General features: G+C 65.5%; 6 protein-coding genes. 4 read left to right on the forward strand and 2 right to left on the reverse strand.

All coding sequences use genetic code 11. The features are described 5' to 3' along the window. On the reverse strand, nt 1-1,602 hold the full coding sequence (locus tag F6X42_RS29220) for a GMC family oxidoreductase (RefSeq protein ID WP_187637520.1): 1,602 nt from the start codon (nt 1,600-1,602) through the stop codon (nt 1-3). Between the two features lie 109 nt (nt 1,603-1,711). Next, complete coding sequence (locus F6X42_RS29225; RefSeq protein ID WP_187637521.1) at nt 1,712-2,338, reverse strand: sugar dehydrogenase complex small subunit; 627 nt, start codon at nt 2,336-2,338, stop codon at nt 1,712-1,714. Nucleotides 2,339-2,653: 315 nt separating this feature from the next. Here F6X42_RS29225 and F6X42_RS29230 point away from each other — a divergent pair, with 315 nt between their 5' ends. The 4 genes from F6X42_RS29230 (at nt 2,654) to glgB (ending at nt 12,969) form a co-directional block, all read left to right on the forward strand. Continuing rightward, nucleotides 2,654-3,316 carry a DUF1345 domain-containing protein gene (locus tag F6X42_RS29230; RefSeq protein WP_187637522.1) on the forward strand — a complete coding sequence of 221 codons (663 nt, stop codon included), beginning with the start codon at nt 2,654-2,656 and terminating at the stop codon, nt 3,314-3,316. A gap of 533 nt (nt 3,317-3,849) precedes the next feature. Beyond that, nucleotides 3,850-7,302 carry a maltotransferase domain-containing protein gene (locus tag F6X42_RS29235; protein WP_187637523.1) on the forward strand — a complete coding sequence of 1,151 codons (3,453 nt, stop codon included), beginning with the start codon at nt 3,850-3,852 and terminating at the stop codon, nt 7,300-7,302. After that, nucleotides 7,299-10,766: a maltose alpha-D-glucosyltransferase gene (gene treS, locus F6X42_RS29240; RefSeq protein WP_187637524.1), complete on the forward strand. Its 3,468-nt coding sequence runs from the start codon at nt 7,299-7,301 to the stop codon at nt 10,764-10,766. The genes F6X42_RS29235 and treS overlap by 4 nt, the downstream gene beginning before the upstream one ends. Then, nucleotides 10,759-12,969: a 1,4-alpha-glucan branching protein GlgB gene (gene glgB, locus F6X42_RS29245; RefSeq protein ID WP_187637525.1), complete on the forward strand. Its 2,211-nt coding sequence runs from the start codon at nt 10,759-10,761 to the stop codon at nt 12,967-12,969. The genes treS and glgB overlap by 8 nt, the downstream gene beginning before the upstream one ends. The last annotated feature ends 52 nt before the right edge of the window (nt 12,970-13,021 follow it).

Below are 13,021 nucleotides of genomic sequence, written 5' to 3' on the forward strand. Positions count from 1 at the left end.
TCAGATTTCGCGCTTCAGCTTGTCGGCCAGCTTCAGCGACAAGGCGGCGATCGTCAGCGTGCAGTTCACCGACGCGGCGGTCGGCATCACGCCGCTGCTCGCGATGAACAGGTTCAAATGATCGTGCGTGCGGCAGTCCGCATCGACGACCGAACTCGCCGCATCGCTGCCCATGATCGTCGTGCCCATGATGTGATTGTTGGGCGCGAAGCTGTCGTCGAACGAGACCTCGGTGCCGCCGAATAGCGTCGCGATCCGCGCATACAGTTCGTGCGTATTGGCAGCGCTCTTCTTCACGTAGTCGTTGATCGAGTAGTAGATCTCGGGCTGCGCAATGCCGAGCGCGTCCTTGTGATCGGCCGATGGCACGATGCGGTTCTGCGGCTCGGGCAAATGCTCGTGAAAGCTGTTGATGTTCAGCGTGCGCGCCGCGCGGTCGCGAATCTGCCGGTCGAGTTCGGCGCCGGTCAGGCCTTTTTTCAGCAGGTCGGCGGTGACGCCCATCGTCGGCACACCGTTCGACAGATGCAGTTTCTTCGCCGCGTAATCGGAGCGGAACGCGCCGTCGCGGAAGTTGACGATCGAGGTCATCTCCATCGGCCCGCGGCCGGGCCACAGCGGTTCGTTGGCGAGAAACGTGACGCCGGTGCCCGGATGGTCCATCAGGTTGCGGCCCACCTGATCGGAGCTGTTGCCGACGCCGTGCGGGAATTTATCGGAGCTCGACATCAGCATCAGCTTCGGTGTTTCGATGCCGTTCGCCGCGAGCACGAACAGCTTGCCGGTGACGCGTGTGCTATTGCCGTTCGGGTCCTTGTAGTGGACCGCGGTGATGAGCCCTTTGTCGTCCGCTTCGATGCGATACACGACCGCTTCGGGAATCAGTTTCGCGCCGGCCTGCTCGGCCTTCTCCGCGTGGATCACACCGTTGTACATCGCGGCGATCGGGCAGATCGGCATGCAGTTGTTGTTGCCGCAGCAGGTCGGCCGCGCATCGTACGGACGGCTGTTGCGCGCGACCGGTTCGGGCACGACCTTGAAGCCCTGCGCGTTGAGCACGTCGCTGAAACGCTGATCCATGTACGACAGCGGCAGCTGCTGCATCGGATACGGCTTCGAGCGCGGCGAACCGAGATCGATCGAATTATCCGGACCGGACACGCCGAGCTGCACTTCGGCGGCAACGTACCAGGGCTCGAGCGTTTCGTACGGATAGGGCCAGTCGCGCCCGACGCCATACAGCTTGTGCAACTGGAAGTCCGACGGCAGCAGCCGCCACGCGGCCGCCGCCCAGTGCCAGGTGGTGCCACCGACGAGCCGCACATATTGTGAGTTGTACGGATAATCGCCCTTCTGGATCAGATAGTTGTTCGCGGGCGCGTACTCGGGATGCGGCGCGTAAGACGTCGACGGATACGGCGTCGCGAAGTCGGATTTGACCGGCGAGTTGCGAAAGTTCTCGACGATCTGCCAGCGCGAAATGCGCGGCCCCGCCTCGAGCAGGATCACCGACGCGCCCGCCAGCGCCAGCTGATGCGCAACCAGACTGCCGGCGACCCCCGAGCCGACCACGACGATATCGGCGGATTGTGTGTTTGCCATCGTTTCTCTCTTAGGAGCCCTGCCTGATGCGGGCTGTGTTCGTGCGACGCTTGCGGGTTCGTTGGGATACTGGCGTTGCCCACGGGCGGGCTCGCGCGGCTCGAGCGGCTCAAGCGGGCGTCGGCTTCTGCGTCCAGAAGAACGGCACGTCGCGGCAATAGGAGGGAATCGTCAGCACGTCTTTCACGGGATCGAACATCAGCGCCTTTTCATACGCGATCACCTGGACGTGCGGCATGTCGCCGACGAGGCCCAGATACCACGCGCGCATGACCGCGCCGACCGTTTTCGCGAGCGCGGGCTGGTCGGTCCGCAGCGCCTCGGTGACCGTATCGGACGGCACACCGCCGTGACCTTGCAGCCACGCGTTCAGCGCGGTGACGTTCTGCGTGAATTGGCTATCGGAGTGCGACAGTGCATCGTAGACACGCTGGCCGAGCACGGCATCGAAACCGCTGCGACCGGTGAGATGTTGCGACAGCGCGAGGAAGGCATCGAGTCCGCCGCTGGCGGGCGGCGTATCGGCGAAGGCGGGTGCGATCCACGACAGCGAACGGCTCGCGCCGGCGAACGCGAGCGCCGCGGCCACCGCGCACGAGCCGAGCACCCAGGCCCTGCGCGAAGCGGAAAACGACGGGGACAAGCCGGTAAAACGCGTGGCACTACGATAGGACTTCGCTCCTTGCCGATGCGTCACGTTGGGGTGTGCATCGTTATCTTCAGGAACATCTGTCATGGGGGCTCCAGATGGTGAGTCGTTCTCGACGAGCAGCGCGGCGAGGGCATGATGCCGTTCGCGTGCCGCTTCGTTCGCTGTTCCCCAAACCTGGTCTTACGCCGCTTCAGCGGTCTCGAATCCGTGCGCCCGATTCACGCGCACCGCAAGTGTGGTTGCTGCCGCTTTCTGCCAAATGCCTTTCAACTGAAAGCAGCGCGCAAGGCCGCTGCGAAAGACTATAGCCTGTGACCCACCATTCGACAATCGGTCCGCGTTGCGCGCGTGCAATCCGCGACACTGACTGCGATACACTCTCGTCGTTCATCGAGTCCCATGTCCATCAACTACTTTCCGCAGCTTCTTCGCAATCGGCCCCGCACGGTGATCGGCCTCGTGATCGGGATCGTCGTCGCGTTCCTCGTGCCCAGTCATGCGAGTCCGATGGCACGCACACTGATCGGCTGGGACGCGTCCGTCTGGAGCTACCTGCTGATGATCTGGGTGCACATGGCCTTGGCCGACGAGCATCGCGTGCGCGAATACGCGATACGCGACGACGAAAACGCGGGCGTCGTGCTAGTCGTCATCTGCATCGCGACGATCGCGAGCATCGCCGCGATCGTGGTCGAACTCGCGTCGGCCAAGGGCGCGGGCGGCGCATCGACCTTCTCGCACTACCTGCTGACCGGTCTGACGCTGATCGGCGCATGGTTCCTGATTCCGACGATCTTCACGCTGCACTACGCGCGCCTCTACTACGATACCGACGCGCAAGAAACCGCGTTGAAGTTCCCCGATCACCATTTGCTGCCGAACTACTGGGACTTCCTCTACTACTCGTTCACGATCGCGGTCGCGTCGCAGACCTCCGATGTGGTGCTGCGCTCGCGCGGAATTCGTCGCGCGACACTAGCCCAATCGGTGCTGTCGTTCTACTTCAACGTCGCGGTGCTCGGCTTGTGCGTGAACATCGCGGCCGGGCTGCTGGGTTCGTGACACGGCTGTTGTGCGGCGTTCGAATGAATTTCATCCGAATGCCACGCGCGTGCCACACGGCTGCCATGCGAGCGCTACCCCGGCTTCGCGCGTGCGCTTGAAGCGCATTCGGCGCAGCGCCGGTCCGCCCGTGTAAAACCGGCCCCGCGCCGCCCCGTTTTACATGCCGCGCCACCCGCGTCGTGCGTAACAATGCCCGCTTTATCGCGCGCGCTCCGTGCGCACGCGCACCTTCGCCGCCCGCCGTCTCGCCTTAACCTCGCCTTTTCTCCGCTAGCGCGCTGCCCGGCGGCCGGCCGCGTTGGCACACGGTTTGCTCCTTTCCGCGACGAGTGGCGGTGAGCCCCGCTGGACCGGCGTCTGGCGTCAAAGCACCCGCGACTGGCCAGCGGCATGACGATCTTTGCACTACATTGACCAGTACGTGCCTCCGCTGACGCATCGCGCGGTACCCGGCTCGGGAAGCCCAATGAGCGCTGTGATCGCATGCCGACTGCATCCACACCGCAGCAGGACAACTCTGGAAACGACCGATGGAACCTCCAAACGGGTACGCGCCGCGGATTTACTTTTTTCATTCTCTTCTCGTCGGGCCCCTCGATGCGTGGCCCGCGCAGTTCGCTCACGCGGCCGGGCTCGGCTTCGATCACGCGTTGATCGGCGGCCTGTTCGAGCCGGGCCAGGCCGGCCACGGCCAGGTGGTCGGCAATCACGCGCGGCTGCATCCGGTGTTCGAGGCACAGCATTCGGTGCACGACGCCGTGCGCATCCTCGCCGATGCCGCGCGCCGCAACAACCTGACGTTGCTGGTCGATCTCGTGATAGACCGCGTGGCCGCCGACGGCGTGCTGTACGCAGAGCATTCGGACTGGTTTCACGCGCGCGAGTCCGAGCTCGCGCGGCTCGATCCCCGCCACCTGCATCGCGAAGACAACGTCGTCTACGCGAATTTCGACGACCCCGCGACGAGCGCCTCGCTGACCGTCTGGTGGACCCAGCAACTGCTCGCACTCGCCGAGGCGGGCGTCGGCGGCTTCCGTTTCGATTCGCCGCATCGCGTGCCGGCCGCCGTATGGCGCCACCTCGGCGATGAAGTGCGCGCGAAGCATCCGCACGTGCGCTTTCTCGCGGCAACACCGGGCCTGTCGCGCGAGGATCTGCCCGGTCTCGAAGCAGCCGGCTTCGACAGCACGTTTTCGTCGGTGCGCTGGTGGGATTTCCGTTCGAGCTGGATGGCCGAGGAGCATGCGGCGCTCGCCCGCGTTGGCGCGCCGATCACCTTTCCGGAGGCGCCGCACGGCACGCGCCTCGCCGCCGAGCTGAGCGACGTGCATGATGCGGTGATCGTCGAGCGGGCTTATCGACGCATGCTGTTCACGTCGGTTGCATTGGGCAGCGGCTGGATGATGCCGATGGGCTTCGAATACGGCATCGCCGAACCGATGTCGCAAACGCGCGGCGACGCCGCGCAGTTCGCGCGCGCCGCGCAGTCGCGCCGCTTCGATCTGAGCGCCGCAGTCACCCAGGCCAACGACTTCGCACGCAACACGCTGACGCTGCACGCGAACGGTGAGTTGCGCCCATTGAGCGGACCCGGCGCATCGGCCGCGGTTCTGCTGCGCGCCGACGCGGCCGATCTGCGCGACGCAAGCGAAGCCGTTCTGATCGTCGTGAATCCCGAGCTCGGTGCGCCAGTGCGCGTCGATCCCGCGCGCTTCCTCGCGGGCGTGCCGGGCAGCTTTACACGCTTCGCGCCGCTCGATGCGCGCAGCCGAACCGAACCCGCGGCACTCGCGCCGTTCGCGCTCGCGCCCGGTGCGGTGCGGCTGTTGCGCGCGTTCAAGGAAAAACCGATCTGCCTCGCGCCGCCGATCGACAAGGCGAACAGCAAGCGTAGCGGCCGCAAGACCGTGCTCGACGCGATCGACGCGCCGCGCGTCGCAATCGAGAGCGTGTCGCCGTCGGTGGAAAACGGCCGCTTCGCGGCGAAACGCAGCGTCGGCGAGCGCGCGGAAATTCGCGCGGCGATCTTCGCCGAAGGTCATGACAAGATCGCCGCCGCTGTGCTTTGGCGCGCCGCCGACGAAACCGCGTGGCACGAAGAACTGATGTCGGCCGCGCCGCCGGCCGGGCTCGACTTGTGGAGCGCGCGCATTCCGCTCGAGAGGATCGGCCGCTACGAGTTCACCGTGATCGCGTGGCGCGACGACTTCGCGTCGCTCGTCGAGCACATCCAGAAGAAGCTGAAGGCGAACCAGACCGTCGAGATCGAACTCGACGAAGCCGCGCATCTGTTCGCGCTCGTGCTCGCCGAAGTCGAGACGAGCGAGGGCGCTCAGAAGGAGCCGCTCGAACACATCGTACGCGACTTCCAGAAGGCCGACGCCGAACAGAAGCTCGCGCTGATTCTCGCGCCCGCCACTGCGAAGGCGATGACCGCCGCGCGCCATCGTCCGTTTCTGAGCCGCGACCCGGTGACCTACAAGATCGACGCGGAACGCACGGCCGCCCATTTCGCGAGCTGGTACGAGATCTTCCCGCGCTCGATGAGCGACGACGAATCGCGCCACGGCACGTTCGCGGACGTGAGCGCGAAGCTGCCGCGCATCCGCGACATGGGCTTCGACGTGCTGTACTTCCCGCCGATCCACCCGATCGGCCTTGCGAACCGCAAGGGCCGCAACAACACGCTGACCACGCAACCGGGCGATGTGGGCAGTCCCTATGCGATCGGCGCGGCCGAAGGCGGCCACACCGGCGTGCATCCGCAGCTCGGCACGCTCGACGATTTCAAGGCGATGCTCGCCGCCGCGCACGCACATGGCCTCGAGATCGCGCTCGACTTCGCGATCCAGTGCTCGCCCGATCACCCGTGGCTGAAGGAGCATCCGACATGGTTCGCGTGGCGCCCCGACGGCACGCTGCGCTACGCCGAGAATCCGCCGAAGAAGTATCAGGACATCGTCAATCCCGACTTCTATGCGCACGACGCAAAGCCCGACCTGTGGCTCGCGTTGCGCGACGTGATCCTGTTCTGGGTCGATGCGGGCGTGCGCATCTTCCGCGTCGACAACCCGCACACGAAGCCGCTGCCGTTCTGGGAATGGATGATCGCCGACGTGCGCGCGCGGCATCCCGACACGATCTTCCTCGCGGAAGCGTTCACGCGCCCGCGCATGATGAACCGGCTCGGCAAGATCGGCTTCTCGCAGTCGTACACGTACTTCACGTGGCGCGAGTCGAAGCGCGATTTCACCGAGTACATGGACGAACTCACCCAGACCGGCGCGCGCGACTTCTACCGGCCGAACTTCTTCGTCAATACACCGGACATCAACCCGCGCCATCTGCAGTCGCAGGGGCGCACGGGCTTTCTGATCCGCGCGGCGCTGGCCTCAACGATGGCCGGCCTGTGGGGCGTGTATAGCGGTTTCGAACTGTGCGAGGCCACCGCGCTGCCGAACAGCGAAGAGTATCTGGACTCCGAAAAATATCAGCTGCGCGCGTGGGACTGGCACCGCCCCGGCAACATCGTCGGCGAGATCACCGCACTGAACCGCATCCGTCGCGCGAATCCGGCGCTGCAGACGCATCTCGGTCTCACGTTCCTCACGGCGCACAACGATCGCATCCTGTTCTTCGAAAAAGCGACGGAGTCGCGCGACAACGTGATCGTCGTCGCGATCAATCTCGATCCGTTCAACGAACAGGGCGCGGACATCGAGTTGTCGTGGGACACGTTCCAGCGCTGGCATCTGCACGATCACGCCACGCTGGAAGTGATCGATCAGATGACCGGCGCCCGTTTCGAATGGAACGGACGCTGGCAGCACGTGCGGCTCGGCTCGGGCCAACCGTTCTCGATCTGGCGCATCGCGCCGCTAGGCGGCCTGCCCGCCGATCGTCCGGAGGACACCGACCACGCTCCCGACAGCGCTGATCAAGCAGACGCTGGCAACCCAACCTGGATGGAAGGTGGAACATGAAGCGCGACGATCCAGCCCAAACCACGCACGAGGCGCAAACGGCCGCGGCCGTCGGCACCGCGGCGAAGGTACGCGCGCACCGGCGCGGCAAACCCTCGGCTCTCAGCGACGATCCGCTGTGGTACAAGGACGCGATCATCTACCAGGTGCACATCAAGTCGTTCTTCGACGGGAATAACGACGGCGTCGGCGATTTCCCCGGCCTGATGGCCAAGCTCGACTACATCGCCGAGCTCGGCGTCAACGCGATCTGGCTGCTGCCGTTCTATCCGTCGCCACGCCGCGACGACGGCTACGACATCGCCGATTACCGCAACGTGCATCCCGACTACGGTCAGCTCGCGGACGTGCGGCGCTTCATCCACGAAGCGCACGCGCGCGACATCCGCGTGATTACCGAGCTCGTCATCAACCACACGTCGGATCAACACCCGTGGTTCCAGCGCGCGCGGCGCGCGAAGCCCGGCTCGAACTATCGCAACTACTACGTGTGGTCCGATACCGATCAGAAGTACCAGGAAACGCGCATCATCTTCATCGACGCCGAGCCGTCGAACTGGACGCACGATCCGGTCGCGGACGCGTACTACTGGCACCGTTTCTACTCGCACCAGCCCGATCTGAACTTCGACAATCCGGCGGTGATGAAAGAGGTGCTGCAGGTGATGCGCTTCTGGCTCGACATGGGCATCGACGGGCTGCGGCTCGATGCGGTGCCGTACCTCGTCGAGCGTGAGGGCACCAACAACGAGAACCTGCCGGAGACGCACGAGGTCCTGAAGAGGATTCGCGCGACCATCGACGCCGAGTATCCGAACCGGATGCTGCTCGCCGAGGCAAACCAGTGGCCCGAGGACGTGAAGGAGTACTTCGGCAACGAAGACGAATGCCATATGGCGTTCCACTTCCCGCTGATGCCGCGCATCTATATGTCGATCGCGAGCGAGGACCGCTTCCCGATCACCGACATCATGAAGCAGACGCCGGACCTCGCCGAATCGAACCAGTGGGCGATCTTCCTGCGCAATCACGACGAACTGACGCTCGAAATGGTCACCGATTCCGAGCGTGACTATTTGTGGAACACCTATGCGAGCGATCGCCGCGCACGTTTGAATCTCGGCATTCGCCGCCGCCTGGCGCCGCTGATGGAGCGCGACCGCCGGCGCATCGAGTTGATCAACTCGCTGCTGCTGTCGATGCCCGGCACGCCGGTCATCTACTACGGCGACGAACTCGGCATGGGCGATAACATCCACCTCGGCGACCGCGACGGTGTGCGCACGCCGATGCAGTGGTCGTCCGACCGCAACGGTGGCTTCTCGCGCGCCGACCCCGAGCAACTGGTGCTGCCCCCGGTGATGGGTTCGCTGTACGGCTTCGACGCGGTCAACGTCGAAGCGCAGAGCCGCGATCCGCACTCACTGCTGAACTGGACGCGCCGCATGCTGTCGACGCGGCGCGCGAAACAGACTTTCGGACGCGGCACTATCCGCTTTCTGAAGCCGGAAAACCGCAAGATTCTCGCGTATCTGCGCGAGATGCCCGGCGAGGCGCCGATCCTGTGCGTCGCGAATCTGTCGCGCGCGCCGCAGGCGGTCGAGCTCGAGCTGTCAGAATTCAACGGCTTCGTGCCGATCGAGATGACCGCCGATTCGGTGTTCCCCGCGATCGGTCAGCTGACCTATCTGCTGACGTTCCCGCCCTACGGCTTCCTGTGGTTCATGCTGTGCGAAGGCGGCGGGCGTCCGACATGGGCGCAGGCGCATTCCGTGCCGTTGCCCGAGTTCGTCACGATCGTGATCCGCGAAGGACAAACCGGGCCGACACCCGAAAACGTGCGGCTGCTGGAATCCGAGGTGCTGCCGTCGTGGCTGAGCCGGCGCCGCTGGTTCGCGTCGAAAGATCAGAAGATGCATGCGGTGCGGCTCGCCGCACTGACCACGATTCCGAACGGCGGCTTTGCCTTCACTGAAATCGAAGCGGACGTCGGCGACCATACCGAGCGCTACGTTGTGCCGATCGCGCTCACATGGGGCGGCGAAACCACCACGCCGCTGTTTCTGCAACTGGCACTTGCACGCGTGCGGCGGGGCCGCAACGTCGGCCATCTTACCGACGCGTTCTCGCTGCCGATCTTCGCGCACAACGTGCTGCGCAAGCTGCGCGAGCGCGCGGTCGTGCCGACCGTGCAAAAGAGCGAGATCAGGTTCCTGCCGACCGAGCGCTTCGCCGAACTCGACGATCTCGGCGAGCGGCCCGAGATTCGCTGGCTCGCGGCCGAACAGAGCAACAGCTCGCTGATCGTCGCCGATGCCGCGGTGTTGAAGCTCGTGCGGCGGCTCGTCGCCGGCGTCCATCCAGAAGCGGAAATCAGCCGCTATCTGACGCAGCTCGGCTATGCGAATACCGCGCCGCTGTATGGCGAAGTGGTGCGCGTCGATCCCGAGGGCGTGCCACATACGCTCGCGATCCTGCAGGGCTTTATCGACAATCAGGGCGATGCGTGGAACTGGTCGCTCGACTATCTGCGCCGCTCGGTCGACGAACTCGCGATCGCGATCGACACCGAAACGCAGACCGCTCCCGATCGCACGAACGAGTCGATCTTGCTGGACGGTTACGGCGAACTCGCGGGCATCATCGGCCGACGGCTCGGCGAATTGCACGTGGCGCTCGCCACGCCGAGCGACGACCCCGCGTTCGCGCCGGAACCGGCCAATGCCAAACAGGTGAAAGCGTGGGTCGACGCGACGCAGAAGATGCTCGCCAGCGCGCTCGATCTGCTCGCGCCGCGCCTCGCGGAAATCAGCGACCCGGACACGAAAGGACTCGTACAAAGCCTGATCGATCGCCGCGCCGCGCTCGTCGAGGCAGTCCACAAGCTGGTGCCGGGTGACGCGGGCGCGTTGCGCACCCGCATCCATGGCGACTTCCATCTTGGCCAGGTACTAGTCGCGCAAGGCGACGCGTATCTGATCGACTTCGAGGGCGAGCCCGCGCGCTCGCTCGACGAGCGTCGCCAGAAATCGAGCCCATTGCGTGACGTGGCCGGGCTGATGCGCTCGCTGTCGTATGCGAGCGCGGCCGCGCAATCGACCACTGAAAGCGCGCCGCAACAAACGGCGGACCGCAAGCGCGCGCTGTTCGAGCGCTTCCGCGCGCACGCGACCAGCGCGTTCCTCGCCGAGTACCGCGCGGCCGCCGCGCAATCGCCGACACCGCTCGTCGCGCCCGAAGCCGAAGAGGCGCTGCTCGATCTGTTCCTGATCGAGAAGGCCGCTTACGAGATCCGCTACGAAGCGGCTAACCGGCCGACGTGGCTCGGCTTGCCGGTGCGCGGCCTCGCGGGGCTCGCGAGCCGTCTGCTCGGCGACACCGGCGCGCCGCCGCACCACGATCCTTCAACCCAGGCGCCTGGCGCCGCCACGCCGCCTAACCCGGCCGAGGGCGACTATGAGTGAGCATGATCCGGCCGCGGGCCTTCAACCCGTCGATATCGACGCGCTCGTCGAAGCGCGTCACCCCGATCCGTTTTCGCAACTCGGCCTGCATCAGACCGATGGCGGGGCGATCGTGCGCGCGCTGCTGCCGAATGCCGCGCACGTCACCGTGATTTCGCGCGCCGACGGCGCGACGCTCGGCGAGCTCGAGCAGTTGCGGCCTGGCCTGTTCGTGGGACGTGTCACGTCGGCGATGCCGTACCGCTTGCGTATCGACTGGCATGGTGTCGTGCAGGAAGTGGAGGATACCTATTCGTTTGGTCCGGTGCTCGGCGACGAGCCGCTCGAACGTCTGGCGCGCGGCGATCCGTACGCGGTGCTCGAATGTCTCGGCGCGCGGCCGGTCGACGTCGACGGTGTGCCGGGTGTGCGCTTTGCGGTGTGGGCGCCGAATGCGCGGCGCGTGTCGGTGGTCGGCGACTTCAACGCGTGGGACGGCCGCCGTCATCCGATGCGGCTGCGTCACCAGGCGGGCGTCTGGGAGCTGTTCGTGCCGCGCGTCGGCGCGGGCACCCGTTACAAGTACGAGCTGCTGTCGCGCGACGGCCATCCGCTGCCGTTGAAGGCCGACCCGTGCGCGATGCAGACGGAGAAGCCGCCGGGCACCGCGTCGATCGTCGCGCACGTCGACGAGATCGAGCAGTTTCCGTGGAGAGATCACGAGTGGATCCAGACGCGCGCCGACAAGCAGACCGCGCGCACGCCGATCACGATCTACGAAGTGCACGCGGAGTCGTGGCTGCGCATCCCCGAGGAAGGTCAGCGTGGTCTCGACTGGGAAGAACTCGCCGAGCGGCTGATTCCCTACGCGAAGACCATGGGCTTCACCCACATCGAATTTCTGCCGATCGCCGAGCACCCGTTCGGCGGCTCGTGGGGCTATCAGCCGCTCGGGCAGTTCGCGCCGTCCGCGCGCTTCGGCAAGCCCGAGCAGTTCGCGCGCTTCATCGATCGCGCGCACCAATCGGGACTCGGCGTGATTCTCGACTGGGTACCCGCGCATTTCCCGAACGACGCGCACGGCCTGATCGATTTCGACGGCACGCCTCTCTATGAGCATGCCGATCCGCGCGAAGGCTATCACCAGGACTGGAACACGATGATCTACAACCTCGGCCGCAACGAGGTCAGCGCGTTCCTGATCGCGTCGGGGCTCGCGTGGCTGAAGCGCTACCACGTCGATGGCTTGCGCGTGGATGCGGTCGCGTCGATGCTGTATCGCGACTATTCGCGCGCGGCCGGCGAGTGGGTGCCGAACATCTACGGCGGCCGCGAGAATCTCGAATCGATCGCGTTCCTGAAGCGCCTGAATCACGAAGTCCGCTACGTGCCGGGCGCGCCCGGCGCGATCACGGTCGCCGAGGAATCGACCGCATGGCCGGGCGTGACCGCTCGCGTCGCGGACGGCGGCCTCGGCTTCGACTTCAAGTGGAACATGGGCTGGATGCACGACACGCTGCACTACATGCACGAAGACCCGGTGTATCGCCGGTACCACCACCACAACATGACGTTCGGCATGGTGTACGCGTATTCCGAGCGCTTCGTGCTGCCGCTCTCGCACGACGAGGTGGTGCACGGCAAGGGCTCGCTGCTCGGCAAGATGCCCGGCGACCGCTGGCAGCGATTCGCGAATCTGCGCGCGTACTTCGGTTTCATGTGGACGCACCCCGGCAAGAAGCTGCTATTCATGGGCGGCGAATTCGGCCAGATCGCGGAGTTCGACCATGACACGTCGCCGCACTGGCATCTTCTCGACGATCCGAACCACCACGGCGTGCAATTGCTGGTGCGCGATCTGAACCATCTGTATCGCAACGAGCCCGCGCTGCATCTGCTCGACAGCGAACCGGGCGGCTTCGAATGGTTGATCGGCGACGACAGCGGCAACAGCGTGTTCGCCTATCGGCGCACCGACGGCGCGGGCCAGGAGTTCGTCGTGGCGTGCAACATGACGCCGATGCCGCGGCTCGGCTATCGGCTCGGCATGCCGCGCGGCGGACGTTGGGTGGAAGCGCTGAATACCGATGCGGCTGTGTACGGCGGCTCGAACATGGGCAACGGCGGGCTGATTCATACCGATCAGGTATCGAGCCACGGCAGGCCGCATTCCGCGGCGTTGACCCTGCCCCCGCTCGCGACGATCGTATTGCGCGCCGATTGAAGGATCGTGCGGTAACCCGGGCGCGCGGCGCGCAGGCAGGCGCCGCGCGCCC

The sequence above is a fragment of the Paraburkholderia podalyriae genome (genome assembly GCF_014397785.1).
In the GTDB taxonomy this organism is placed as follows: Bacteria; Pseudomonadota; Gammaproteobacteria; order Burkholderiales; family Burkholderiaceae; genus Paraburkholderia; species Paraburkholderia podalyriae.

Coding starts and splice junctions, on each gene's coding strand:
- F6X42_RS29235 (WP_187637523.1), top strand. CDS start 3,850: ATGGAACCTCCAAACGGGTACGCGCCGCGGATTTACTTTTTTCATTCT.
- F6X42_RS29230 (WP_187637522.1), top strand. CDS start 2,654: ATGTCCATCAACTACTTTCCGCAGCTTCTTCGCAATCGGCCCCGCACG.
- glgB (WP_187637525.1), top strand. CDS start 10,759: ATGAGTGAGCATGATCCGGCCGCGGGCCTTCAACCCGTCGATATCGAC.
- treS (WP_187637524.1), top strand. CDS start 7,299: ATGAAGCGCGACGATCCAGCCCAAACCACGCACGAGGCGCAAACGGCC.
- F6X42_RS29225 (WP_187637521.1), bottom strand. CDS start 2,338: ATGACAGATGTTCCTGAAGATAACGATGCACACCCCAACGTGACGCAT.
- F6X42_RS29220 (WP_187637520.1), bottom strand. CDS start 1,602: ATGGCAAACACACAATCCGCCGATATCGTCGTGGTCGGCTCGGGGGTC.